The organism is Pseudoalteromonas sp. NZS127 (assembly GCF_015864805.1).
Classification (GTDB): Bacteria; Pseudomonadota; Gammaproteobacteria; order Enterobacterales; family Alteromonadaceae; genus Pseudoalteromonas; species Pseudoalteromonas nigrifaciens.
Genome location: NZ_JADYWN010000008.1, coordinates 1 through 24,482 on the forward strand (window position 1 = coordinate 1; position 24,482 = coordinate 24,482).

Genomic DNA, 24,482 nt, shown 5'->3' on the forward strand with positions numbered 1-24,482 from the left:
TGAATGCGGCCAACATCATGTTTTAACATTGAACGACAGAAATTTCACATGTACGGCTTGTGAAACTAACCAAAGCCGAGACTTGTCAGCGGCTAAAAGCATAGCAAAAACAGGTGAATTAGATTTGATTGAGGCTGGGATCGTCGCAAGGGTTACCCCCACATCTCAGCAGAAATCAGCCATTAAAACGAAAGTCTTCGAGCTATCGAAGTTTGCTGTTGGAACTGAGAAAAAAGAAGCAGCCTAGTCTCTAAGTCAAGGCTGTAGAAGCCCATTGATCGACACGGAGTGGCGTCGATGGGTAGTTCACAAGGAGCTAACACTCGGTTTAAAACTTTAATTACTCTGAATATATTCAAGCGCGGTCATTTTTTTATAACTTACATTTGGATGTAAAATATGTGCTGGGTGTGGATCTACAACTTCTAACGCAATATTGTATTCGCGGGCTATTTCCAGCGCCATTTGGGTAATGTTAACGCTAAACGATGTACCCATAAATACAATTTTATCGGCATTGACCATGCGTTGTTGTGCTTCGCTAATTTTATATAACTCGGTGTAGTATTCATCAAATAATAATACAAACGGTTTAAAAGAGTGATTAATCACTGGCGCTTGGTTTTGAATATTAAACACCTCAAATAATGAGTTGTGTAAATGAGCCTCATCTACCTCATTCCAAGGGGTAATCACCGTTTCTACGTTTTCGCCTTGCTGATGAAACAGGGTCATTTGATCTAACCTGCCATGGACTGCAATATAGTTTTTATTTCCTGCTTTACCATCAAGCCCATCTATATTTTGCGTTATTAGGTTTTTATCTTTTAGCCAATAATGTACGTCGTTAGGGCCGTGGTTTCTATACGTTGCAAACCTGTGGTAATACCAAGCTAAAAACTCTTTAGGGGCGTTTTGATACATAGCGCGTGTGGCCATTTGCATTGGTGTATAATTTTTACTACCAATAGTCCAGTAACCATCTTCACCTCTAAAGGTAGGAATACCGCTGGCTGCGCTAACGCCCGCGCCTGTAATATATAACGTATTAATTGCTAACCTCTGCACTTACTATTTGAATCCAAGTTATGTAACATAAAATACTTAACTTACCTAACTGGCCTGCTTTTTTTATTATTTGAGCGTTTAATTTTAAGTTGGGTAATCTATGCTATTGGCACTCATTCTTTTGATTTTATACATGGCTTGATCTGCGTGTTTTATTAATTGATGGTCTGTTTCTCCGTGGGTGGGGTAATTTGCAATTCCAATACTCGGAGATACATTTAATGATAGCTCATCTAGTTTAAATGGCTGTTGGAACTGCCCAATTATTTTTCTTTTAATAGCCGTGGTATCGCCAGCGCTACTTAAGCCCTCTAGCACAATCAAAAACTCATCTCCGCCTAAGCGCCCTACTGTATCGTATTCTCTTACTACGCTTAAAAGCCGCTGTGCTATGTGTTGCAGTAACTTATCACCCATAAGGTGGCCATACGTATCATTAATAGCTTTAAAGCCATTAATATCAATAAATAATATCGAAAATAGTGTATTTTCTCTTTCTGCTTTTACTATTGCAGCCTGTAACCTGTCCATTAGTAATGAGCGATTTGGTAAACCTGTAAGCCCATCATGGCCAGCCATATAATGAAGCTGCTCTTCCATTTTTTTTCGCTCGGTAATATCGTGAGCAACTGCAATTCTTACTTGGTGATCTGATGACCAGCACACTGACCACAAAATATGAATTATTTGACCGTCTTTACGAACCCAGCGGTTTTCGAACCGTGAATGAGTTGTTTCGCCCGACAAAAGTGAAGCAACGGCATTATAAGTTTTATTATGATCGCCTTTATAAACGTAATCAATCATAGGCTTGCCTACTACTTCGGCAGCTTTATAACCAAATATTTGTTCAAACGCGGCACTTACAAATACAAACTTACCTACTTTATTTACCACGCACACAGCATCAAGCATTAAATCAAGCACATCTTCTAGTTCTATTAACTCATTTTTTGTCATACTATGTTTGCCTCTAAAGCAAGGTGAAGCTAGTTAAGTATTCAATATATTAACGTTAAAATATACTTGTAAAAATAGCAATAAATTGCTTTTGTAATCATGATTTTTTGTAGCAAAAGTAAAGTATTACTCATTGGTAGTTAAACTAAAACCCTCATTGCTGCAAAATAACGGAGTAATTATTATAACCAACGTGGTACTAATTCTTTATATTTTTTATATTGGGTGTTAAATATGCTCACTAAATGCTGCTCTTCAATCAACACCTGACGATATAACGCAGTAAGCCCAACCAGTAAACACACTAAGCTAAACACACTCGGCAATGCTAAAAAAAAGCCTAACTGCGCCGCAGCAACGCCTAAATACATAGGATTACGAGAATACGCATAAAAGCCGTTTACTTTTAGCTCATCGGGCCCTTGTGGGTCTATTCCTGAACGCCAAAGTGATGCCATATTAAAATGCACCACCATAGTTAATATAAAACCAACAGTTAATAAAGCATTACCTAGCATTACGCCTGGCCATGTATTTAACGGCACAAAAATTCCGAGGTAGTTATCGGTTGCAGGTATAAATACTCTTACAACACACACCAACCAAATAGCAGCTCTAAAAAAACGAAAAACGAAGTGATTCCACCAATTAGCGCAATATTTTGTCCCTGTAAAAATCACTCCCGATGGTGTATTGCTGTTTTTATAGAGTATTCTAACGGTGTAGAACCCCGCTACAAAGGTATAAAAAACGGCTAAATAAATGCGGGTAAATTCGATTAAGGACGCAGAGTCATTAATTAAAGGCTGATAGGTTATCAATATTAGTTACTCGCGGTGATTACTCAATTTTAATTATAAATTCATCATAGTATTCATACCGTTAAGAAACAAGGTAAACACAAATAATAAGCCAACTTTATGTTTAAGCCGGCTTATTAAAAGTTGCTTTAGGGAGCAGTTTAAAAGCTGTAGTTAAACCCAGCGTAATAACGCCTGCCCGAGTAGCTTGAGTTTAGTAACCGTGCGTCACTATCGTTACCTAAACGGGTAACCGACTCTGACTTGGTTAAGTTTATAATTGCTGCGGTAAAACTAAGGCCTTCGTATAAGTTAATTGAGGCATTAACATCAACTTGATCGTATGGGTCTTGGTACACGTTTAAGCCACTATTTAAGCCCAGTACCGTTTCGCCGCGCTTATTGTATGAGGCACGTATGTTAAAATCATCACCCTCAAAATAAACCGAAGTATTATATTGATACTTAGCACTGCCGATCAGTGGCGATTGTCCAAATGCTTCGCCATCTACGGTTACTTCTGCTTTATTGGTTTTGTTATAGGTGTAGTTAGCGTAAAAACCAAAGCCGCTATCAAAGGCATGTTGCAAAAACACCTCGGCTCCTTTAGATACCGCGTTAGTGCCATTACCTACTGTGCTGTAAGGAGTAATATTTATATTACCCGCCTCTACAATACCGTTTTTACCAGCAAAATTTTGTTGGGCGTTAATTACCACTGGCACTACAAAGTTATCAACTTTTTTATGAAATAGCGCTAAGCCAATTGCTGAGCCTTCAGCGTAATAATATTCGATAGATAAATCGGCTTGTACCGATATAAACGATTTTAAGTTTTTATTACCGCCACTGCCACTAAAGCCAGGTTGCTCGTTAAAATCGGCTCTGTCTTGTGCCCACTCGTCTGAAATATAACTAATGCGTTGCTGCGCGCCTAAATCAGCATAATCGGGGCGCGACATTACTTTAGCAACCGCGCCACGAATAACTAAGTCATCTGTGGCATCCCAGGCAATGTTAAAGCTAGGCAGTACTTGGGTGTCGGTGTTTTGTTGCACTACAAGTTGGTAATCCTCGACTGAGCGATCATCACCGGTAACAGGCTCCCCTGTTTCATCATTGGTATGATCTAAAAAGTAGGTATATAAATCGGTAGAAGCACTCATGGTTTTGCTGCGTACAACCCGTACTCCTAAATTACCTCTAACTTGATTAAATTCAAAGTCACCTTGCAGATAAAAAGCCGCTATTTTTTCTTCTATATCGTATACAAAGTTGTCTTCCATACGGGTGTAAGGCACGTAGTTACTGGTAATCATATCGCGGTATTTATCCCAATCAATACTGGGCATTTGGTTTATATTAAAGCCCCCTGCAATATTGCCTTGGTTAATAAAAACATCTTGCGCTGCCGGCATACCGTTATTCCACTGGTAACTGTCAAAGCGAGTTATGCCGCCCTCTTTGGCTTCCCCAGCGACAATATCAAAACGAGGATCTAAAAAGAAGGTATTACCGGTTTCGCGGTGTAATGTGGCTTCGCGGTATTTTACGCCGGTTTTAATGGTTGTTAAAAAGCCCCAATCGGTGTAAAAATCTAGATCGCCTTGGTAGTAACTTTCTTCAAGCTCGCTGCGTACAAAGCTTGAGTTTGATGAACCCGGATCGCGCCCACCGCCTACGCCACTGAGTAAATTAGCCAGTGTATTTGGGTCTATATTGAGGGTTACATCGTTTTTACCAAGTTGCCAACCAGCATTTTGCGCTGCGTTTTCAATGGTTGTTGGGTTTTCGCTGGTATTTGAGCTTTTATAGGCGGCCTCCCAACTTTCTTCTGGGCCGCCTTTTGAGCGAGTATTGCCCGCAACAAAGCGCGCTTTAAAATCATCACCTTCGTAAGTTAAATTAAAATCGAAGGTATCTGAACTCGACTCCTCACGAACATAACTGCCACGCATCCACGGAAACTGCATGTCACCTTGTGCGCCACTCGCTGTAGCATCAAACTGCATACCATTAACAATCGTGCCCGATTCATCCAAGTTCACATCGGTTAGGTAATCGGGATTTAACGACCACTCTGGCATATCAATAACCGACTCAGTTCTGTTTTGCCCCAGCGTAAAGCCAAAATAGTTTAATCCTATTTCTACACGATTGGTTGGACGCCACTGCGTACTAAACTGTATGCCTTCACGTTCACGTTTTTCATTAAGTACCGAGCCGCGCACGACTTGTGGAAACCACACGCCATCATAATTATTACCATTGGTATCGGTAATTGTATCCCAGCTATTATTGTTATTGACCGCATTACCATTTACATCTACCGGTTGGCCATCGCCCGTGTAGCGCCACACATTGGCATCGGTGCCACCAGAGAGGGTACGGTTGGTGCGCTCTTGGCGAGTATACCCTACTAAAAAACCAAGCGTTTCTGCATCGTTTTTCCAAGAATATAAACCGGTTAGTTGTGGCTCACTGTTTTGCGTTACATCACTGTAAGTACCTTCAACATTGAGTACTCCAGAGTTTGCCTCCATGCTAAGCGGCTTACGGCTATGCATTAATACTGTGCCACCTACACCACCTTCATCTAAACGCGCTTCGGGCGATTTATATACCTCAACACTGGCTATCATGGCTGAAGGAAGTAGCGTGTAATCAAACGAACGCGAAGGCTCGCCTGGTGACGAGGCAATAAAATTACCGTTAAGCTGAGTAAAAGTAAGCTCAGACGACAAACCACGAATACTTACCGATGCGCCTTCGCCGCCATCACGCTCAATCATTACCCCTGGTATACGTTGCAATGAGTCGGCTACGTTTTTATCTGGAAACTTACCAATATCTTCTGCGGTTATGGCATCAACAACTGAGCTAGACATACGTTTAATGTCGAGGTTTTCGGCCATACTGGAGCGAATACCGCGTACTTCTATTACTTCTATATCGGCATTATTTTTAACAGGTATGGCTGGTTGCGCCGCATACGCGCTACCTATTGCAGATAAAACAGATAAACACAGCGCTGATTTTATAAATGTTAATGCTGGTAGTGAAAAGGGGCGATTATTGCAAGTACTCATGACAGTGTGCGGTTCCGTTTTATGCGCTTTTGATACTTAGCGGCAGCGCTATCAATAAAGGTCAATAGCGGGTCAAAAATTGCTGCTAAGTCTACAGCGCCAAACTTAATGGCCGATTAATAAAGTCGATAACTTACTGAATAGCTTATGTAAATAACAAAGTGTAACAATGTTTAACGTTATTTATAAAAAAGCCGGTAAAACTTTTACCGGCTTGACGTTGCACACTATGTACTAAGTTGGGTTTTTACTTGGTTGGCTTACTTGGTTGGCTTACTTGGCAGTGGGCCAAGGATCTCAGTCATTAATGACGCAGGCGGTAAACCCATTTGCATTTTTACCGCCCCATTAGCATCGTGATAAAAAGTAGCGGGGGTTGCTCTGGCACCAACACTCATCATTATTTGATGGTTTTTCATTAATTGCGCATTTATGTGCTCAGGGGGATTTTTTAGCGGCTGTAATGTACGCGCTAAATTATCGTTTTCAAACTTTTTTAATACTTCTTCAGGGTTACTGGCACTCATAATAGCCGCCGCTTTGCCTAAACTGTCGGCTTTTAAAATACCCACTAAAATATGGCGTATTTGTACCTCTCCCGCATCCACCCAAGGACGCGCATTTTGCCAAAACTGTCTGCAGTAAGGGCAATTGGGATCGGTGAAGGTATAAATTACTCGCTTTGCCTTGGCTGAACCATCGACTATCCAATGGCTACTCTCTAATGTTTGCCAGTCTTTTTGCGCTTTAGGGCCTGTAGCGTAGTCGTTTGCCGCTTGCTCTCCTACATTATTACCATTGGCGTCAAGCATAGGGCCGGTAAATAAATATTGCTCGTCGGCGGTGATATATAAAGTAATAACTTGGCCTTTAAAGTCGGCAACATAGCCTTTCATGTTGGCAGGCGCTGCAAACTCGCTGACTATTTCACCGCCTTGCTCAGTAACTAACTTAAGGGGGGCTGGCAGTGCTTTTTGTTGAGCCAATAGGGGCGAGGTAAACGCAAGTAATGGCAATAAATAAATTAACTTCATGAGGCATCCTTATTGTGCAGACTGTTGATTTATAGCTTGCATGTAATAACGCAAACTCGCGTGTGAGAGCTCTCCCATGTGACTGGTTACTAATTTGCCATCACTGCTATAAAAAAGCGTGGTTGGTAGCCCAGCAGCTCCGGATTCACGACTTACATTACTGTTTTGATCAAAAAACACATTGCGTAAGTCGAGCTGCTCAGCATTAATAAATTTTTGTACCGTAAATAAATCCTCTCCTTGGTTAACAAAAACAAAAGCTATATTAGGATTGTTTTTTTGCGCAGCCTGTAATACCGGCATTTCTTTACGGCACGGTGGGCACCACGACGCCCAAAAGTTAATAACGACAGGTTTGCCTTTAAATGACTGTAAATCAACCTCTTTACCACGCAGGTTATATACCGCAGATTGTGGCAGCTCAACCCCAGCTTTATAAATAGAGGCAGCAAAGGTAGGCACCATAATGGTAAGCAACGCGACAATAGCCGCTATGAAATAGGTTTTCAGCACTGCTTTTTTGCCTCGCGCATACAGCGCCAACACAAGCGCACCCGCCACCCAGCCATAGGTAGGCATAAAGCCGCCATCACTTATATTAATAAGTTGCCACCAGTTTTCTTGATACGCATCCCACATAATCAAAACAAACATTAATCGCGCAACAATAAAGCCCACTACAAATGCTTTAAATACAGTGTCTAAAATTGCTTTTTGCTGTGGTTGCTTACGAGTTTGTAAATAAGTAAGCAACCAAAATACGCCTAAGCCTAATAAAATAATAAGCTGCGAAATGGCAATAACAAACGGCCCGAGTGAAATACTTAACATGGCTATAAATCTTCTTTAAATACGGTTAGCCGCTATAGTATACAAAGCGTTAATTAAGCCAATATTAAGAGCAAAAATTAATAGTAAATAAGCATATAGCAGTTACTTCACCAATGGAAACAGGTATTCTAGCTAGGGTATTTTAAACAGGGTAGCGAGTATGTTTGTATTGTTAGTGGAAGATGATGACGTAATAGCCGACGCTATTTGTACTTACTTAACCCACCAAGGGCTAGCCGTTGAGCACGTTAGTACACTAAGCGCAGCCACTACTTATATGCAATCGAGCAATTTTGATTTATGCATTCTTGATTTAAACCTACCCGATGGTAATGGCATTAACTGGTTAAGCTGGCTGCGTGACAATCGTTTTTCGCTACCCGTGCTTATTCTTACCGCGAGCAATACCATAGATGACAAAGTTATTGGATTAAAAAAAGGCGCCGACGACTACCTGGTAAAACCTTTTGATTTAAGAGAGTTATTAGCGCGGCTATTAAGCTTAAAGCGCCGCGCAAGCGATAGGCTCAGCAATACAATTACTCACGGCGCACTGCAATACGATTTAGAGCAACATAAAGCATTACTCAATGGCACGCTTGTTTGCTTGTCACGTAACGAGGACTTATTACTGCAAACCTTTTTAAATAGTCCGCAACAAATTTTAACCCAAAGCCAGTTAAAAAATGTACTTTATGGCGTGTGCGATGATGTAGCGAGTAACGCACTTAACGTACATATTTTTAATTTACGTAAAAAACTAGGCGCACCGGCAATAGAAACCATACGTGGCCTAGGCTTTAGATTAGGCACAATAGAGGTGAGCCACTAATGAGCTTGCGGTTACGGTTAACGGTATTGGTTGCAGCGGTCTTTTTAGGCTTTTGGCTTATCGCCAGTGTGTGGATGATATCGGGGTTAAACAATAAGTTAGAGGTTAACTTTGATCAGCGCCTGCGCTCAACCGCTTTTATGTTAGGTAACATTTTAGCCCACGTACCCAAAGATGCGCTCAGTAAAAGCCTCCCTGATATTATAAATGCCAGTGGGGTAAACACTGAAAAAGGCCTAACCTGTCAAATTAGCTCCCTGCAAGGCAGTATAATTGCCAGCAGTAACAGCCAATCGTTTCCCAATCAGCCTAGCTTAAACCAAGGTTTTAGTTATTTAAGCTCTGAGCAAGCGCAGTGGCGTACATTCACCTTAATTACTGCGCAATATAAAATTACCATTGCCGATAAAGTGGCCGAGCGCGATGTGCTCTATCACGACTTGCTCATTAGCATACTCATTCCACCGGCGTTAGCTATTTTTGTTGCCCTAATATTACTTTGGTTTGCAATTGGCACAGGAATACGGCCAATAAAGTTATTAATACACGCGCTTGAAAAACGCGGCAGTCACGACTTAGAACCGATACAGTTAAACCAGCCTTTAAAAGAACTGCAACCGCTTATAACTAGCCAAAATGCCTTAATGGCCCGCTTAGCAAAAGGGATCAGCCGCGAAAAACACTTTACCAGTAATGCCGCGCATGAGCTAAGAACCCCACTAGCGGGTATTTTAGCGCAAATACAATTAGCTGAGCTTACGCAAGATACCACCCAGCAAAAAGCACTAGGGCAAGCTAAAAAAAGTGCGCATAGATTAAATACTATTTTAGACAATCTACTGGTGTTAGCCCATGTAGATGCCGACACGCCGCTAAACATTACAGAGCCTTGGGAGCTTGATTCGTTAATTACTACTGTGGTAACAGAATCAAACAACAATAACGCCCGCTTAACCTATAATATAACAGCAAGCCAGCCAGTGTACTGTATTCCCAGTGCCATGCTCACTATAGTGTGTCGTAATTTACTTGATAACGCATTTAAGTACAGCAAAGCGAATACACCAGTCATTTTAGCCGCTAATTTAACAGCCACAGCACTAAAAATAACCATTAGTAACCACGCCCATATTAACCAAGCTGATTTAGCTAATATGGCAACTCGTTTTTGGCGTAAAGGCGCAGCAAACGGCGCTGGGCTTGGCCTATCAATTGTGGCCAGCATCGCCGAAAAGTACCAAGGTTCAGTTGCTTTTACAAATGACGAAGACAGATTTATAGTGAGTTTTAATCTGCCAATTAAAAATGTCAATCCTCAATAAGTTAGCTTCAAATTACCTAACAACTACTAGTTAACCTTACGTACTTATCGGCAAGCTCATCAATAGTTTCACTATGGGTTGGGTCTGGCTTAATACAATCAATTGGGCAGACACTTACGCAAGTAGGCTTATCATAATGACCTACGCATTCAGTGCATTTACTGGGATCTATTTGATATATTTTAGCCCCCATATAAATAGCCTCATTTGGGCACTCTGGATCGCACATATCGCAGTTAATGCATTTACTATTTATGAGTAGAGCCACTTTTTAGCCTTTCCAATTAAAATCCATATAAAACATATAGATAAAATAAAAACAGATGCAATTAGACTGATTTTAAAACAACTTTAGTTTAATAAAAACCACTGTTTTTCATTAAATCGTAGCACACATTCGTAACACACCATTTTATTTTTGGGTGTAAATTACAGCCGCGGATTATGCCTATTTTTCTCTGTTTCTTTGTTGATCTTAATCAATAAAAATAGCCGTAAGGCCTTTATTTATATAGGTTACAACAAAGTGAAAAACTCTTTATCAACACTTACCAAGGCTCAGTACACTAAGGCAAAAATAGAATGGAATCAGCTCAAACCGCCGTTTTCTATGCAGCACATAAATCGGTGTGCTACGCTGGCTCAAAATATCATATTTTTTGAAGAAAAAAGCATTGGAAAACAAGGCCTTAAATCTAGTCGGACTAAAAAATTATCGAAATACGAAGCACAACACCATATTCGACTAATTTTCACCAAGTCTGGTACAGCCATTTTCTATTCTAATTTCCCTAAACCATCTGGCATAGCCAATACCAAATTAGGTGAAGTACCTGAATTAACGATAGCAAAAGCGCGTAAGCTTACTGAACAAAGCTTAATAGAGCGCCATAACACCGCACCTACCAAATTTGCAGCTTCATCGCTCAGAACATATCAATGCAGAATAAAAAAGCTCAGGCATCATCTCCCGGCTTAAGCGAGCGTTCCAATCTCTTTCAGCTGGAGAGTTAGAAAAAGTTATTGATAACATCAATAAGGCAGAATCCAATAACCCAGCAGCTGATATTGACGACTTTTATGTATCTGACCGTGTAGAGAGCCCCTAACTAAATATACATATCATGATCTAACTATAAGGGTATTAATTATCTAAGACGCCCGCTTTCATATATAGGCGTAACCCAGTATTTTAATGATGTGTGTTGGCATACAGGGCTTAATGCTGTTTTGATAATTTGTAGCTGCGCTAATAATATATGCACCTCAAACTGATAAAAGCTGCGATGCCCTTCTACTTGCTCAGCAATATCAAATTCACTGTGCTCCTTGCTGTAGCCTTCAATGTTTTTTAAGTTAAAGCCGGTAATGCAGTCTATGCCAATTAATATATCAACCACTTCATCTTTTATGTTTGTGGGTACATTTAGGGTAAAAAGTAACTGTTCAGCCATGTTTTTTCTCCAACCAACCATAAAAGATAGGCAGTAAATAAAGTGTTGTAATTGTTGAGGTAATTAACCCGCCAACAACCACAATCGCCAATGGCTTTTGAATCTCAGCGCCAGGGCCGGTAGCGAATACCAGTGGCAGTAAACCAAACATTGCGGTTGTGGCTGTCATTAACACTGGGCGAAGGCGTCTGCTTGCGCCATCTAAAATGCGCTGCATTACATTGGCAGAAAACATTTTCATTTGCTCTAAGTGGCTGATCATCACAATACCATTGAGTACCGCTACGCCAAGTAAAGCAACAAAACCAACCGATGCAGGCACCGAGAGGTATTCGTTACTAATAAACAGGGCAATCACTCCCCCCATTAACGCAAACGGAATATTAGCAATTATCAGCGTTGATTTAGATAACGATTTAAACGTGGTAAATAAAATAATGAAAATCAGTATTAATGCCACCGGAATAAGCACCAGCAAGTTTTGTGTTGCACGTTGCTGGCTTTCAAATTCGCCACCAAACGACAAGGTAAAACCACTGGGTAATTTTATGCTGCTATTAATTTTAGCTTCCAGTTCATTCACATAACTAACCACATCGCGGTTATCCACATTAACGCTTACAGAAGCAAAGCGTTTTGCTTTTTCTCGCTCTATTAACAATGGCCCCGTTTTAAAGCTAATATTAGCCACCTCTTCAAGTGGTAGTAGGCTGTTGTCGGGCATTAAAATTAGCTTTTGCTTTAATGCGCTCATTGACGATAACTCAAAGTGTGCTGCGCTTTCGCTTTTTTGTGCATTAAACACAATTGGGATCACGCGGTTTCCTTCTTGAAGTGCCGATACCTGCAAGCCTTCTAATTGCGACTTTAAATAATCGCTTAATCCTTCGGTGGTTAAACCAAACTGACTAGCAACCTCAGGAATAAGTTTAATATTTACGTATTTACCCCCTTCAATAAGCGCCATTTGCACATCACTTGCGCCGTCAATATTAGTGGCAAGTGCAGTGATTTTTTCAGCTAATGAGGCAAGTGTCGCAATATCATTACCAAATACTTTAATCGAAATATCACCGGTACCACCGGTGAGCATTTCTGATACCCGCATTTGTATTGGCTGAGTAAAGCCAATATTTACCCCTGGAAATTGCGTAAGTGTTTGTCGAATATCCTCGATTAGCAGCGCTTTGGAGTCAAAACGCCACGTATCTTTTGGTGCTAATTCCATAAACACATCGGTTTCGTTTAACCCCATAGGATCAAGCCCGAGTTCATCGGAGCCGGTACGGGCAACAATTTGTACGATTTCTGGGGTGTTTTTTAGCAGTGTGGCTTCAATTTGTTTATCGATATCCAGCGAGGCTTGCAAGGAAATACTCGGCGATTTTTCCAGTTGCACAATAATGTCGCCTTCATCTAAAACGGGCATAAAGCTTTTGCCAAGCCCCTGAAATAACACCCCACTGAGCACTAAAACAGCGACTGATATAACACTAATAGCCACCGGCTTTTTAATTGCTTGGGCAAGTGTTTTAGTATAAAAGCCTTGTAATAGCGTCACCATTTTAGGTTGGGTTACGGGTTCATTTTTTAATAACAACGAGGCTAAAATTGGAATAACCGTTAACGACAACAACAGCGCACTTAGCATGGCAAACACGATAGTTAACGCCACTGGGGTAAATAACTTGCCTTCTAGCCCTGTTAACATTAATAGCGGTGAAAACACGATAATTATAATGATTGTGCCTGAAAACACTGGCGTCGCGACTTCTTTACATGCGCGATAAATAACATGCAGCCGAGGGAGGTGCTGATTATTAGCCAGCCGATTTACTATGTTTTCAACAATAACTACCGATGAGTCCACCAGCATACCAATGGCAATCACTAAGCCACCTAAACTCATTAAATTAGCCGATAAATCAAACTGATTCATCATTATAAACGTCAGCAATGCCGACATAGGTAAAGACAAAGATACCACCAATGAAGAGCGAATATCGCCTAAAAACAAGGCTAGTAGCACTATCACTAAAATGATAGCTTGGCCTAATGCGCTGGTAATGGTGCTAATTGCGGTATTTATTAAGTTAGAGCGGTCGTAAAACACATTAATTTTTGTGCCTTGCGGTAATGAAGCTTCAATGGTGCGAAGTTTATCTTTTACATCTTCAACAACTTGCGCTGTATTACTATTTTTAAGCGCAATTATAAGCCCTTGTACCGCCTCTTCACTGTTTTTAGTGACTGCGCCATAACGGGTTAAACTGCCAACGTGTACCGTGGCAATATCACTTAACCGAATAACCTTATTTTGAGTGGACTTAATCACAGTATTTTCAATGGCGGTTATATCGGTGTATTTGCCCTCAGTGCGCAAAATAAAAGTGTCGTTGCCTTTTTCTAAGCGCCCTATGCCACCGTTTTGATTCGTTTGCGTGATTGCTAACTTCATTTCATCAAAGCTAACTTGATGCTGTTGCATCAATAAGGTGTTGGGAAGTATTTCATAGGTTTTTGAAAAGCCGCCAAGACTATTCACATCTGCAACGCCGGTTACAGTGCGCAGCAATGGACGAATTTGCCAATCTAAAAGCTCTCTTTTTTCAATCAGCGATAAGTGAGTACTTTCTATAGTAAACATGAACACCTCGCTCAAAGGCGTGCTCATTGGCGCCATGCCGCCACTAATATTACTGGGCAAGGTGGGCAAAATATTTAATAAACGCTCATTAACTTGCTGACGGGCCCAATAAATGTCGGTGCCCTCTTTAAAGTCAATGGTAATATCCGTAATAGAATATTTAGTAGTAGAGCGCAGCATTTGCTGTGACGGAATACCCAGTAATTCGGTTTCAATCACCCGTGTTACTTGCGATTCTATTTCAAGGGCGTTCATGCCGGGTAATTTGTAAACTATTTTAACTTGGGTGGGCGATATTTCTGGAAAAGCATCCACCGGAATACTTAACCAAGATTTAGCGCCAATGGCCATAGCAACAATAACAAAAATACTAACAAACAAACGCTGAGTAAGTGAAAACTTAATAAGCTGGTTTAACATTTACTCTCCCCCTAAGTGAAGCAACATACCTTGTAGCGCACTTACCGAGCTTATTAGTATCTTCTGATCATCTAGGTTTTTATTGGCAGTAAACACGTAGTCTTTGCCTTGTGTACCTTTGAGCTCAATCGGCAGTAACTCAAGGTTATCGCCAGATTTTAAAGCAATGTAATTAACATCTTCAAATTCAAACACCGCTGACTTTGCTATTTTAAAGCCTGTTAATTTATTTACCGGTGTGACTTTGATGGTTTGCCCCAGTGTCAGCTGGCACTCATTCGAGCTTAGCGACGCCCATACTATTTGATGGTATTTATCTACAATACTGTCATAGCTCTCAATATTTAAGCTGCAATTTTGTGACAGCTTAAAATGCGCTAACGTGTTGGTAAAACTAAGGGGGACATTAATCTTAACGCGAATACTACTTGCATCGATAATATCAAACGCGGTGTCACCCATCACACGGTTTCCCGACTCATTAGTGAGTTTTAAAATGCCCGTTTTTGGACTCACTAAGGTCACGTTTTCATTATCATCAATGTTTAAAAATGCCATTTGATGTTGCATATGTTCAAAATTTAGCTTGGCTTCAAAATAGCTTTTAGTAATTTCAACCCATTCAGAGCTTCTTATTATTTTGTTTTTTAAGTGCTGTTGGTTTATGTCGTAATGGCTTTTAGTAATAGCGAGCATGTCTTTTGCTGATTGATAGGCATCTAAAAAATGGTGTACATCGCTGCCCTCAACGCTTGCGATAGTGGCGCCCTTTTCTACCATGCTGCCGTTAGGGTATAAGTAACGAACCTGCTGTACATCAAACGCAAACAGCACCGTGTAATTGACCCCGGGTTTGAAATTGACTTCACCAATTAAACTTTGCCCGTTAATAAACTCTGTTTTTTGAATTGGCGCAAATTCGACATCAAAACCACTGAGTGAAGAAAGCTCTACAGGTGCTAAATTTTGTGAAGCATGCACAGGGATAAGTGTTAATAAAGCCACCATAAAGAATAAAAATAACGTATATTGAATACGTAAAAAGTGAAGAATTTTTGTTGTAAAATTTAACAGCATTGCGTTTGTTCACATTTGATTAATTTCATAGAATGAACCATGACTTTTTTAGACTGTTAAATCATCAGGCAAACGCCGTACGTACCCAAAAAAAGCGTGACTCACGGTATGGGACATATGTCCATTGTATTTATAAACAATTGATAATAGAGGATTTAATGAAAGACAAGTTAATCGCAGCCACCTTGTTAATAATAATGGTGCTAAACTTTTTTGATGTGATAATAGATTTGAAACTAGGAGTACCACTGTGGCATATTTTTTCTGAGAGCTTAATCGTTGCCATTTCCGCAGCCGGTGCTATTTACTTATTTAGAGATATTCGTTCGAGTACCGCCAATATCAATGTGCTGAAACAAAAATTAGCTCATTCAAAAAAAGAACTTAAAAACATATCACAAACAATGATGGATGCGCGCCATGAATACAGTGGCGTTATTCAAACCCAGTTTTCACAGTGGGCATTGACACGCAGTGAGCAAGAAGTCGCCATGTTGTTACTTAAAGGCCTAAGCTTTAAAGAAATAAGCGCGCTAAGAAGCACAAAAGAAAAAACCGTCCGTCAACAAGCTTCCGATATTTACAGCAAAGCCGATGTAGAAGGCCGACACGAGTTTGCTGCATGGTTTTTAGAAGATTTTATGCAACAAAACCATTATCAACCAAAAAGTACAGCTATAAATTAATCTAAAAAAGCCTTGACATGCTAGAGTCGGTATTTCGAGTCCACTCGGTCATCCAACCAAAAGTAATAGAATCACTTATAAATAGAAGCAGGCTCTACTCTTAATCTGTATTGTAGTGGTTAGGCGCTTTTTTCATTTAAATTAAATTTCTTAAGTTTTCTTTAAGTTTCACTCGTTAAGTTTAAACCCTGAAATATAAACAGGTTTAAATGAGCGAGCTTATGCAATTAGCCCACACTTCTACATCATTAGGTTTAACACAAAATAACAGTCAGTTTATTAGTGCTCGTATTGATGATGTGCATCGAAAAAATCTCGAAAACACAGTGAAAGAAGGTTTTTTAGTTGCGTATAACGCTAAGCTTACTTCTTTTATGCCACTACTTTGCCAATATGTTACCAAGCAAGGAAAGTGCACGTTAGGGCTAAGGCAAGCAACTTCGCCATTGTTTATTGAGCAATATTTAGCATCACCCGTTGAAGATTTTTTAGATGAGAGCATTTCTCGCAATAAAATTTTTGAACTTGGTAATCTCTGCTCTACAAATCGAAGAGCAACTCTTGCACATTTTATTATTGTTAACGAAGCTCTGCAAAGTGTGGGGGCAAAACATTTAGTGTTTTGTGCAACCAACAAAGTGCGTGCTTTATTGCGCTTACTTGGTGTTACGTGTACTGAAATTGCACTTGCGAGCAGTTTTGTAGTTGAGAACCCATTAAAGTGGGGCAGCTATTACGCCAACCAACCAACAGTATGCATTGTGAGCCTAGAGCAAGCTCACCAACAAGTATTAAATACCCCAATGCTTTATAGTTTGATGCAGCAAAACCACTGCAATATCAATTCTTTGGTAAATGCATTGGTGAATGTATGAATTACTATAATACTCATTCAGTATCGCCATTAATTATTGCCCATAATAAAGATCAAACACGTGAAATTAACGGCGATGAGTTTAACCAGCAAATACAAAAAGTAGTAAAAATACTACAAGGCTTTAGCGGCAAAGGTATCGCTTATAAGCTTGATAATACACCCGCTTGGCTTGTTATTGATGCTGCTACAGCGGTTTCTAATAAAGTGGCTGTGCCAATTGCTCACTTTTTCAGTGAACAACAAACTCAATATGTATTAGTGCAATGCGGCGCTAATTTATTTATTAGCGACACGCTAAACCATTTACTTGAGGAGCCTGTTGCCTCTATTACTGTGTTTGAACTTTACACGTTATATATTTACGAAATAGTTGTGGCTAAACCGAACAGTTACTTTCCTGAAACTCAAAAAGTAACATTTACATCAGGCTCAACTGGGCAGCCAAAGGGCGTGTGTTTATCTGCAAAGAGCCAAATGCAGGTAGCTCAATCTCTTTGCGATAAAATTAATATTAAAAAGCCTGTTCATTTATGTTTATTGCCACTAGCTGTATTGCTTGAAAATATAGCTGGTGTGTATGCCCCTTTAAAAAGTGGCGGTACAGTACACTTAATACCATTAAATGAATTAGGCTTTGTTGGAACTGCATTAAAACAGCCCGCACAGCTTATTGCTGCTATTGATAAAGTTAAGCCAAATACGCTTATTTTAGTACCTGAACTATTAGCATGCTTAGTTACTTTTGCTGAGCAAGGTTGGCAACCGCCTAGTTCGTTGCAGTTTATTGCAGTGGGTGGAGCGCTTGTCAGCGAAATGCTAATAGTTAAAGCGCGTAGCTTAAACTTACCGGTGTATCAAGGTTATGGGCTGTCTGAGGCGGCATCTGTAGTGAGTTTAAATACCCCCACAAACGATAACCGCCAAAGTGCAGGCTCTGTGTTACCTCATATTCAAACCAAAATTGAAAATGGCCAGCTTTTTATAAAAGGCGATTTGTTTTTAGGCTACTTAAACCATCAACCTCACAACAAAAAACAGTGGTATGGAACCGGTGATCTAGTCGAGCAGCATCAAAATACCTTATTTATTAAAGGCCGATTAAAAAACCTAATTATTACCAGCATGGGGCGCAACATCAGTGCCGAGTGGCCTGAATCACTATTACTCAGTCAAAGCGGTATTTTACAAGCGGTTGTGTTTGGTGAGGGGCGACCTTTTCTGAGTGCCATTATTTACGCCGATACAAAGCTAAGTAACCCAGTGTTAGCTCAATACATTAACGCAATTAATAAACAACTACCCGACTATGCTCGAATTCAAAAGTGGCATCGTTTAGCTGCCCCATTAAGTGTGCAACAAGGATTATTAACAACAAATAATCGCCCAAAACGAGATGCCATAAGTAAGCAGTACCATGATGTGTTTGAGCAATTTTACCGACTTGGAGAAGTAATTAATGAGTGATTTTTTTAACACCCTTAAAGAGCAAACTAAACAAGAGCAAAATTACCTGCTTGCAGCGCCGATTATCCAGCGTGTTTTTAAAGGCGAAGCATCACTTGAAGAATATGCCTCGTTTTTAGTGCAAGCGTATCACCATGTTAAGCACACTGTGCCTTTAATGATGTCGGTTGGTGCACGATTAACCGACGAACAAGAGTGGCTGCGCGAAGCCGTCGCAGAATACATTGAAGAAGAGATAGGTCATCAAGAATGGGTACTTAATGATATTGCAGCCTGTGGTTTTGACAAAGAAACAGTACGGTGTAGTCAGCCGCAATTTGCTACCGAAATGATGGTGTCGTATGCGTACGACTCCATTGCACGTAAAAACCCGCTGAGTTTTTTTGGCATGGTGCATGTACTTGAAGGCACTTCTATAGCGCTTGCTGATGGCGCGGCTTCAAACATTGCAAATGCTGTGGGCTTACCTAAAAAAGCATTTAGTTATTTAACCTCTCACGGTGCACTTGATATAGAGCATGTAAAGTTTTTTGAAAACCTTATGAACCAAATAACAGACGAGGCGGATCAACAAGCCATACTTCATGGTGCAAAGCGCTTTTATCGTTTATACGGCGATATATTTCGTGGACTCGATGACGAACCACTTTTTAAAGCAAGTGCACAAGGCAAATTGGCATGAGTAGTTCTTTATGTGTGCTCACTGGTGCAACAGGCGGAATAGGGCAAGCAATTGCTAAAGCCCTATATGCAAAAGGGTGGAAGTTACTACTTGTAGGGCGAAATACCCAAGCCCTTGAAAAACTGAGCCGTGAATGCCCAGACAGTGAAATATTTACAGGCGATTTAACCGACGATACAACACGTATTGACCTAGCAATAAAAGCCAAGCAACTCGGTGACGTTAAATTACTTATTAATAACGCAGGTATAAATACAATGCAAAGCCTTGAGCACACAAGTAATGAGCAAATAGATAATATGCTCATGACTAATTTGTCGGTGCCTATTAAACTATGCCAGCTATTTTTAGGACAGTTAGAGTATACCAAAGGCACTATTGTTAATGTGGGATCATCGTTTGGCAGTATTGGCTACCCGTTTCAAACGCTTTATTGCGCCAGTAAATTTGGTTTACGTGGCTTTACAGAGGCATTATCACGTGAGTTGAATGGTTCAGGCGTTAAAGTGACCTATTTAGCACCAAGAGCAACAGATACATCTATTAATAGCAGTAAAGCGCGGGCAATAAATAAAGAGCTCGGTAATAAAATGGACTCGCCAGAATTAGTTGCTCAAGAGTTATTAGCACTAATAAATTCGAATCAAACAAGGCGCTTTATTGGTTTTCCTGAAAAATTATTTGCACGCATAAATGGCGTATTCCCAAGCGTTGTTGATAACGCTATTGCAAAGCAACTTCCTAAAATTAAACGCTTTTTAAGTTAACAAACACACACAAGGGCAAAATTATGTATAAATTTACACTCGCATTTTATTTAATATTAACGGCTATATTTACCACCGTAGTACAGGCAGATGAAGCGCAAGACCTAATTTCTATTCAACAAAAGTGGGCTATTGCCAACTACGAGCTTGAAGACGATGCGCAAATAGATGCGTTTACGCAATTAAGTGAGCAAAGCGCGTTATTTGTTGAAAACTACCCTAACTCGGCACAACCGCATATTTGGAATGGTATTGTGTTAGCTAGTTTTGCCGGCGCAAAAGGTGGCTTGGGTGCACTTGGTTTAGCAAAAGAGGCAAAAGCGTCACTTGAAAATGCACTTTCAATAGATGGTGCTGCATTAAATGGATCGGCTTACGCAAGCCTTGCAACGCTTTACAGCAAAGTACCTGGTTGGCCAATTGGTTTTGGTGATGACGACAAAGCTGAAAAATTATTTAAACAAGCACTCGCTTTTAATCTCAAAGGCATTGATACTAATTACTTATACGGTGAATACTTGTATGGCGAAGGCGATTATAAACAAGCTAAAGCACGACTACTTGTAGCACAAGCAGCGGGCATTCGTGATACTCGTGCAAAAGCAGATGAATATCGTCAACAAGCAATTAGCCAGCTATTAGTAAAAGTAGATAAAAAACTAAAAAGATAAACACACAATGCATTTATTACTTGTTGAAGACGATGCCTTAGTGGCACAAGGGCTTATTCGCTCTTTGCGCCAAGAGGGCTACAGCGTAGAGCACAGTGGCACAGTAAAACACGCCTTAGAGTGCCTTTCTAGTGGTGAAATTGAGCTTGTTATTCTCGATTTAGGATTACCTGATGGCGACGGCTCGCAAGTTTTAAAACATATTAAATCGCAAAAAAAAGTTATTCCGGTGGTTATTTTAACTGCTCGCGGCGGTATTGACGACAAAGTTAAAGGGCTTGATATGGGGGCTGATGACTACCTTGCAAAGCCGTTTGACCCCGCTGAGTTATTTGCTCGATTGCGAGTAGCAAGTCGGCGCATTAATCAAACACAATCAAGCTTATTGCGCTGTGGTGATGTAGTAATGGATACTTCTGCCCATACAGTATTGCTAAGTGGGCAATCACTTACCCTACCACGAAAAGAATACATGCTTTTAAAAGCGCTGATGGAAAATCTGGGAAGGGTGCAATCAAAACAACAGCTCGAAAATAAACTTTACCAATGGGGTGAAGAAGTTGGCTCTAATGCCATAGAGGTACATATTCATCATCTTCGTAAAAAATTCCCTAGCGATTTTATTAAAACCTTACGTGGTATCGGCTACGTGGTTGGTAAGCGTTAGAGTATGTTTATATTTCGAGGTTGAAAATGTCTATTCGTAAACGCCTGACCTTAATTTTACTTTCAATGATGGTGCTAACCTGTTTTTTAGCATTAGTAAAAGGCTATCAAAAAAGCATGCACCACGGTGAAAACTTACTTGATAATGAGCTTAAAATAGTGGCTGGCGTTTTAATTGAACAACCATTAGCACTAACCACAAATGCAGCACAAGTAAGTAGTAATAGTGCTCAGTTGTTGTACCAAATTTGGCATAATAATCGTTTACTTAGTGGCTCATCGAGTTTATCAAATAACTGTGTTAATTTTAGTGAAGGACTTCAAACTGCAAATTTAGCAGGGCAACGTATGCGAGTGTTTGTAATGAGAAAAAATACTCGTAAGGTTATCGTTGCTGAACCTATGGCAAAGCGGTTTGAATTAGCTGAAGCCGTTATTTTATCGGCAATGTTACCTATGTTATGGGCAGTTCCTCTGCTTGCTATTTTTATAAGCTTTTTTGTTAAATACGCATTAGCCCCTCTTACCCGACTGTCTAGGCAGTTGGCTTCTCGCCAAGCAAACGACTTTACCCCAATTAACTGGCAAGTAACCGACGAAGAAATTAAACCTGTTATTAATCGTTTAAACGATTTATTTAAACGAGTAGAAACTGCCTACTTACGAGAGCGCTTTTTTGCCTCAGATGCAGCTCATGAGTTACGTACTCCGCTTAGTAGTCTAAAAATTAATGTACATAATTTAGCTAATAAACAAAGTAACTCGCAAAATAATCAAGAATTAAAAGCAATGTCACAAGGTATTAATCGCTTAAGTAATATTGTTGAACAAATGCTAATTTTAGGACGCACTCAGCCAGAACAGTGGCAAAAGCAGTTTAGTGAACAGTCATTGCTAACTATTACTCAACAAGCCGTGTCGGAGCAATACGATAAAATAGACGAAAAAAACCAAACTATTAGCCTCGAAGGTAATGATTTTGTAATTAATGGTGATGAGTTTACATTAACGACGCTTATCTCTAATTTACTCAGTAATGCTATTAAATACACACCTAATGATGGTCAAATAATAATTAAATTAGCATCTAGTAATAATGACTATAGTTGGCAAATAGATGATTCAGGTTCAGGCATGACTGAAGAGCAAAAAGACCGAATATTTAATCGCTTTTATCGCGTAGGTGGCGATCAGCATCCATCAGGCGAGCAAGGCGCGGGTTTAGGCATGGCGATTGTTCAACACATAATTGCTATTTATGACGCAAATATTCATTTAGCGAATAGTCATTTAGGCGGGCTAACCGTGAAGATTACTTTTACAGGAGTAAAAAGTGACTAGACGTTTATTTAATCAATGCCTTTGTTGTTTGCTATTTTTGTCGTTTAACGCGGCGAGTAAAGAGTACCTTATTATTTTAAAAGATCACTTGTTCTATCCCTCACAAATTACTATTCCCGCGAATAAAAAAGTAAAGCTATTGATAGAAAACCAAGATAGTACACCAGAAGAGTTTGATAGCTTTGATCTAAACAGAGAAAAAGTGCTCTACCCAAATCGTAAAAGCATTATTTATATAGGACCGCTTAGTAAAGGGTATTACAAGTTTTTTGGTGAGTTTTCGCCAAATACAGCTAGGGGCGTTGTAATAGTTAGCGATGAAGGGGCACAGCATGTTAATAAATAGTTTAGTCATGAGCCTTAATCAATTACTACCTGTGGCTATTTTATTAGTGCTACTACAAGTAGTAAAAAAACAGAGTTCTTTGCGAATATGCTCTGCTGTATTAATTGGCGCGGTAATGTCGTTTTTGTACATGCAAAGCGCATCGTGGGTGAGCCAGTGGTTTGAATACCAAGGGTTAGAGTACTCACAAATAGGGCTATGTATTACTATATTTATTGCTGTGTTGGTATTTGCACTAAAGCAAAAGTCAGCGGCATTTTATATCGCAGTTATAAGCACAATAACGCTGTATTTAAGCCACTATATTATTTACCTCACCAGTTTTTGGCAAAATAATGATGCAGGGCAAAGCTTATTTATTGGCACTTTATTAGGTGTTGGAATTTGTTTAAGTTTTAGCGTATTGCTGTACTTTTTAATGAATGCAATTAAGCACCGTTTTGGTATGTACCCGCTTTTTACTTTGCTTGCTTTTAACAGCGCGGCTAAGTTATTAGTCGCACTGGATTTGGCAAGCCAAATAGACTTAATTACCAACACCTCAACCGTGTGGGATTTACGTGATTTGTTAAGCGAAAACTCTGAGCTAGGCCGCGTACTGCGTGCTCTTGTTGGTTACGAGGCCACTCCTGATTTAATGAGTGTACTTATATATAGTACAAGCAGCGTGTTATTTTTATTAATTTGTTACGTTATTCCAGCTTCAATGACTAAGGAACGTGTATGAAAGCACTCAACCTATATTTAGCGCTTAGTTTTACCGCTTTTTGTGTGTTGTTACTTCCAACCCAGGCAAGTGCTGATGGTATTGTTGTTGATAAGGTATATCACCCCTATGTTTTACCTTTTGAACGTGAGTTTGAGTGGCGACTGGTATCGCATCAAACTGATAGTGGCAATATATTAGCGCAGCGCTTAGGTGGTGGTGGTGCTATTAGCGATACAATGGCACTAGAAGGGTATTTAGTTGGTGAGCGAGACGATAACGGCGATTTTAGCTTAGAAGCTTACGAGCTTGAATTGCGCTGGCAGTTAATTGAGCAAGGTAAGTTATGGGCTGATTGGGGCGCATTATTTGAGCTTGAAAAAAAACATAACGAAGATGTATACGAAGCAACCTCGGGTTTTGTGATCGAAAAAGAGTTTGGAAAAACAAGCCTAACATTAAACGCTTTTTTGGTTTATGAATGGGGGCAGGATATTCAAAACGAATGGGAAAGTGAGTTTAGAGCACAATATCGCTACCGGTATCGTTCTGCTTTTCAACCATCTATTGAGGTTTACGTAGGTGAAGACTTTGTAGGAATTGGCCCTGGTTTTATAGGTTTGCAACGTTTTGATGGACAAAAACAATTAAAATGGGAAGCGGGTTTTATCACTGAGATAAGCCAATCAGAAAAAAATCATAGTTTTAGGCTCGCATTAGAATTTGAATTTTAATAATGAAT

At 40.0% G+C, this 24,482-nt stretch carries 24 protein-coding genes and 1 pseudogene; 15 read left to right on the top strand and 10 right to left on the bottom strand.

Translation table 11 applies throughout. The features are described 5' to 3' along the window. Positions 1-247 (top strand): annotated as a pseudogene (locus I6E78_RS18660) (RNA-guided endonuclease InsQ/TnpB family protein); the annotation flags it as partial. Positions 248-336: 89 nt separating this feature from the next. Here I6E78_RS18660 and I6E78_RS09190 read toward each other — a convergent pair. The 6 genes from I6E78_RS09190 to I6E78_RS09215 all read right to left on the bottom strand — a co-directional run bounded on the left by I6E78_RS09190 (position 337) and on the right by I6E78_RS09215 (position 7,782). After that, a complete protein-coding gene (locus I6E78_RS09190) occupies positions 337-1,053 on the bottom strand; it encodes an SIR2 family NAD-dependent protein deacylase (protein ID WP_089369326.1) in 717 nt (238 codons plus the stop codon). Positions 1,054-1,152: 99 nt separating this feature from the next. Next, a complete protein-coding gene (locus I6E78_RS09195) occupies positions 1,153-2,028 on the bottom strand; it encodes a sensor domain-containing diguanylate cyclase (RefSeq protein ID WP_089369119.1) in 876 nt (291 codons plus the stop codon). Positions 2,029-2,210: 182 nt separating this feature from the next. Further along, positions 2,211-2,846 carry a methyltransferase family protein gene (locus I6E78_RS09200; protein WP_089369325.1) on the bottom strand — a complete coding sequence of 212 codons (636 nt, stop codon included), beginning with the start codon at positions 2,844-2,846 and terminating at the stop codon, positions 2,211-2,213. A 143-nt stretch (positions 2,847-2,989) separates the two neighbouring features. Beyond that, positions 2,990-5,917, bottom strand: a complete 2,928-nt coding sequence (locus tag I6E78_RS09205; protein WP_197182335.1) for a TonB-dependent receptor — start codon at positions 5,915-5,917, stop codon at positions 2,990-2,992. Between the two features lie 260 nt (positions 5,918-6,177). Further along, on the bottom strand, positions 6,178-6,951 hold the full coding sequence (dsbG, locus tag I6E78_RS09210) for a thiol:disulfide interchange protein DsbG (protein ID WP_197182336.1): 774 nt from the start codon (positions 6,949-6,951) through the stop codon (positions 6,178-6,180). Between the two features lie 9 nt (positions 6,952-6,960). Next, entirely contained in the window at positions 6,961-7,782 is an 822-nt protein-coding gene (locus I6E78_RS09215) for a TlpA disulfide reductase family protein (protein ID WP_086999055.1), read from the bottom strand. A gap of 160 nt (positions 7,783-7,942) precedes the next feature. On the opposite strand from I6E78_RS09215, the gene I6E78_RS09220 reads away from it, so the two are divergent. Beyond that, positions 7,943-8,614 (top strand): response regulator transcription factor, encoded by a 672-nt coding sequence (locus tag I6E78_RS09220; protein WP_089369115.1) that lies wholly within the window; start codon positions 7,943-7,945, stop codon positions 8,612-8,614. Continuing rightward, entirely contained in the window at positions 8,614-9,936 is a 1,323-nt protein-coding gene (locus tag I6E78_RS09225; protein ID WP_089369114.1) for a histidine kinase dimerization/phospho-acceptor domain-containing protein, read from the top strand. Before I6E78_RS09220 ends, I6E78_RS09225 begins: the two co-directional genes overlap by 1 nt. A gap of 16 nt (positions 9,937-9,952) precedes the next feature. On the opposite strand, the gene I6E78_RS09230 is transcribed toward I6E78_RS09225, so the two are convergent. Continuing rightward, positions 9,953-10,204: a YfhL family 4Fe-4S dicluster ferredoxin gene (locus I6E78_RS09230; protein ID WP_089369113.1), complete on the bottom strand. Its 252-nt coding sequence runs from the start codon at positions 10,202-10,204 to the stop codon at positions 9,953-9,955. Between the two features lie 258 nt (positions 10,205-10,462). Here I6E78_RS09230 and I6E78_RS09235 point away from each other — a divergent pair, with 258 nt between their 5' ends. Beyond that, positions 10,463-10,915 carry a hypothetical protein gene (locus tag I6E78_RS09235; RefSeq protein WP_225741023.1) on the top strand — a complete coding sequence of 151 codons (453 nt, stop codon included), beginning with the start codon at positions 10,463-10,465 and terminating at the stop codon, positions 10,913-10,915. Positions 10,916-11,084: 169 nt separating this feature from the next. Here I6E78_RS09235 and I6E78_RS09240 read toward each other — a convergent pair whose 3' ends face one another. Genes I6E78_RS09240 through I6E78_RS09250 form a run of 3 tightly spaced genes read right to left on the bottom strand, consistent with a single transcriptional unit; the run spans position 11,085 to position 15,534 of the window. Next, positions 11,085-11,390, bottom strand: a complete 306-nt coding sequence (locus I6E78_RS09240; RefSeq protein WP_089369112.1) for a DUF3240 family protein — start codon at positions 11,388-11,390, stop codon at positions 11,085-11,087. Next, entirely contained in the window at positions 11,383-14,457 is a 3,075-nt protein-coding gene (locus I6E78_RS09245; protein WP_089369111.1) for an efflux RND transporter permease subunit, read from the bottom strand. The genes I6E78_RS09240 and I6E78_RS09245 overlap by 8 nt, the downstream gene beginning before the upstream one ends. Next, positions 14,458-15,534, bottom strand: coding sequence for a hypothetical protein (locus I6E78_RS09250; protein WP_089369110.1), 1,077 nt, complete (start codon positions 15,532-15,534; stop codon positions 14,458-14,460). 158 nt (positions 15,535-15,692) lie between these two features. Here I6E78_RS09250 and I6E78_RS09255 point away from each other — a divergent pair, with 158 nt between their 5' ends. The 11 genes from I6E78_RS09255 to I6E78_RS09305 all read left to right on the top strand — a co-directional run bounded on the left by I6E78_RS09255 (position 15,693) and on the right by I6E78_RS09305 (position 24,474). Next, the gene (locus tag I6E78_RS09255) at positions 15,693-16,220 is read left to right on the top strand and encodes a helix-turn-helix transcriptional regulator (RefSeq protein WP_089369109.1); all 528 of its coding nucleotides are present in this window, start codon (positions 15,693-15,695) and stop codon (positions 16,218-16,220) included. A gap of 221 nt (positions 16,221-16,441) precedes the next feature. Continuing rightward, a complete protein-coding gene (locus I6E78_RS09260; RefSeq protein WP_089369324.1) occupies positions 16,442-17,095 on the top strand; it encodes a thermostable hemolysin in 654 nt (217 codons plus the stop codon). Beyond that, positions 17,092-18,561: an AMP-binding protein gene (locus tag I6E78_RS09265; protein ID WP_089369108.1), complete on the top strand. Its 1,470-nt coding sequence runs from the start codon at positions 17,092-17,094 to the stop codon at positions 18,559-18,561. The genes I6E78_RS09260 and I6E78_RS09265 overlap by 4 nt, the downstream gene beginning before the upstream one ends. After that, the gene (locus I6E78_RS09270; RefSeq protein WP_089369107.1) at positions 18,554-19,243 is read left to right on the top strand and encodes a TenA family transcriptional regulator; all 690 of its coding nucleotides are present in this window, start codon (positions 18,554-18,556) and stop codon (positions 19,241-19,243) included. Before I6E78_RS09265 ends, I6E78_RS09270 begins: the two co-directional genes overlap by 8 nt. Continuing rightward, a complete protein-coding gene (locus I6E78_RS09275; protein WP_197182337.1) occupies positions 19,240-20,010 on the top strand; it encodes an SDR family oxidoreductase in 771 nt (256 codons plus the stop codon). Before I6E78_RS09270 ends, I6E78_RS09275 begins: the two co-directional genes overlap by 4 nt. Positions 20,011-20,033: 23 nt before the next feature. Further along, positions 20,034-20,681 (top strand): hypothetical protein, encoded by a 648-nt coding sequence (locus tag I6E78_RS09280; RefSeq protein ID WP_089369105.1) that lies wholly within the window; start codon positions 20,034-20,036, stop codon positions 20,679-20,681. 7 nt (positions 20,682-20,688) lie between these two features. After that, on the top strand, positions 20,689-21,348 hold the full coding sequence (locus I6E78_RS09285) for a response regulator (RefSeq protein WP_089369104.1): 660 nt from the start codon (positions 20,689-20,691) through the stop codon (positions 21,346-21,348). Between the two features lie 26 nt (positions 21,349-21,374). After that, the gene (locus I6E78_RS09290; RefSeq protein ID WP_179807906.1) at positions 21,375-22,688 is read left to right on the top strand and encodes an ATP-binding protein; all 1,314 of its coding nucleotides are present in this window, start codon (positions 21,375-21,377) and stop codon (positions 22,686-22,688) included. Next, positions 22,681-23,034 carry a cupredoxin domain-containing protein gene (locus I6E78_RS09295; RefSeq protein WP_089369102.1) on the top strand — a complete coding sequence of 118 codons (354 nt, stop codon included), beginning with the start codon at positions 22,681-22,683 and terminating at the stop codon, positions 23,032-23,034. The genes I6E78_RS09290 and I6E78_RS09295 overlap by 8 nt, the downstream gene beginning before the upstream one ends. Continuing rightward, positions 23,021-23,761 carry an iron transporter gene (locus I6E78_RS09300; protein ID WP_089369101.1) on the top strand — a complete coding sequence of 247 codons (741 nt, stop codon included), beginning with the start codon at positions 23,021-23,023 and terminating at the stop codon, positions 23,759-23,761. Before I6E78_RS09295 ends, I6E78_RS09300 begins: the two co-directional genes overlap by 14 nt. Continuing rightward, the gene (locus tag I6E78_RS09305) at positions 23,758-24,474 is read left to right on the top strand and encodes a hypothetical protein (protein WP_089369100.1); all 717 of its coding nucleotides are present in this window, start codon (positions 23,758-23,760) and stop codon (positions 24,472-24,474) included. Before I6E78_RS09300 ends, I6E78_RS09305 begins: the two co-directional genes overlap by 4 nt. The last annotated feature ends 8 nt before the right edge of the window (positions 24,475-24,482 follow it).

Bases quoted from the DNA above. Each gene is read 5' to 3' on its own strand.
- I6E78_RS09280 (WP_089369105.1), top strand. From the start codon at position 20,034: ATGTATAAATTTACACTCGCATTTTATTTAATATTAACGGCTATATTT.
- I6E78_RS09195 (WP_089369119.1), bottom strand. From the start codon at position 2,028: ATGACAAAAAATGAGTTAATAGAACTAGAAGATGTGCTTGATTTAATG.
- I6E78_RS09250 (WP_089369110.1), bottom strand. From the start codon at position 15,534: ATGCTGTTAAATTTTACAACAAAAATTCTTCACTTTTTACGTATTCAA.
- I6E78_RS09245 (WP_089369111.1), bottom strand. From the start codon at position 14,457: ATGTTAAACCAGCTTATTAAGTTTTCACTTACTCAGCGTTTGTTTGTT.
- I6E78_RS09305 (WP_089369100.1), top strand. From the start codon at position 23,758: ATGAAAGCACTCAACCTATATTTAGCGCTTAGTTTTACCGCTTTTTGT.
- I6E78_RS09260 (WP_089369324.1), top strand. From the start codon at position 16,442: ATGCAATTAGCCCACACTTCTACATCATTAGGTTTAACACAAAATAAC.
- I6E78_RS09225 (WP_089369114.1), top strand. From the start codon at position 8,614: ATGAGCTTGCGGTTACGGTTAACGGTATTGGTTGCAGCGGTCTTTTTA.
- I6E78_RS09275 (WP_197182337.1), top strand. From the start codon at position 19,240: ATGAGTAGTTCTTTATGTGTGCTCACTGGTGCAACAGGCGGAATAGGG.
- I6E78_RS09270 (WP_089369107.1), top strand. From the start codon at position 18,554: ATGAGTGATTTTTTTAACACCCTTAAAGAGCAAACTAAACAAGAGCAA.
- dsbG (WP_197182336.1), bottom strand. From the start codon at position 6,951: ATGAAGTTAATTTATTTATTGCCATTACTTGCGTTTACCTCGCCCCTA.
- I6E78_RS09290 (WP_179807906.1), top strand. From the start codon at position 21,375: ATGTCTATTCGTAAACGCCTGACCTTAATTTTACTTTCAATGATGGTG.
- I6E78_RS09300 (WP_089369101.1), top strand. From the start codon at position 23,021: ATGTTAATAAATAGTTTAGTCATGAGCCTTAATCAATTACTACCTGTG.
- I6E78_RS09255 (WP_089369109.1), top strand. From the start codon at position 15,693: ATGAAAGACAAGTTAATCGCAGCCACCTTGTTAATAATAATGGTGCTA.
- I6E78_RS09240 (WP_089369112.1), bottom strand. From the start codon at position 11,390: ATGGCTGAACAGTTACTTTTTACCCTAAATGTACCCACAAACATAAAA.
- I6E78_RS09220 (WP_089369115.1), top strand. From the start codon at position 7,943: ATGTTTGTATTGTTAGTGGAAGATGATGACGTAATAGCCGACGCTATT.
- I6E78_RS09285 (WP_089369104.1), top strand. From the start codon at position 20,689: ATGCATTTATTACTTGTTGAAGACGATGCCTTAGTGGCACAAGGGCTT.
- I6E78_RS09265 (WP_089369108.1), top strand. From the start codon at position 17,092: ATGAATTACTATAATACTCATTCAGTATCGCCATTAATTATTGCCCAT.
- I6E78_RS09215 (WP_086999055.1), bottom strand. From the start codon at position 7,782: ATGTTAAGTATTTCACTCGGGCCGTTTGTTATTGCCATTTCGCAGCTT.
- I6E78_RS09205 (WP_197182335.1), bottom strand. From the start codon at position 5,917: ATGAGTACTTGCAATAATCGCCCCTTTTCACTACCAGCATTAACATTT.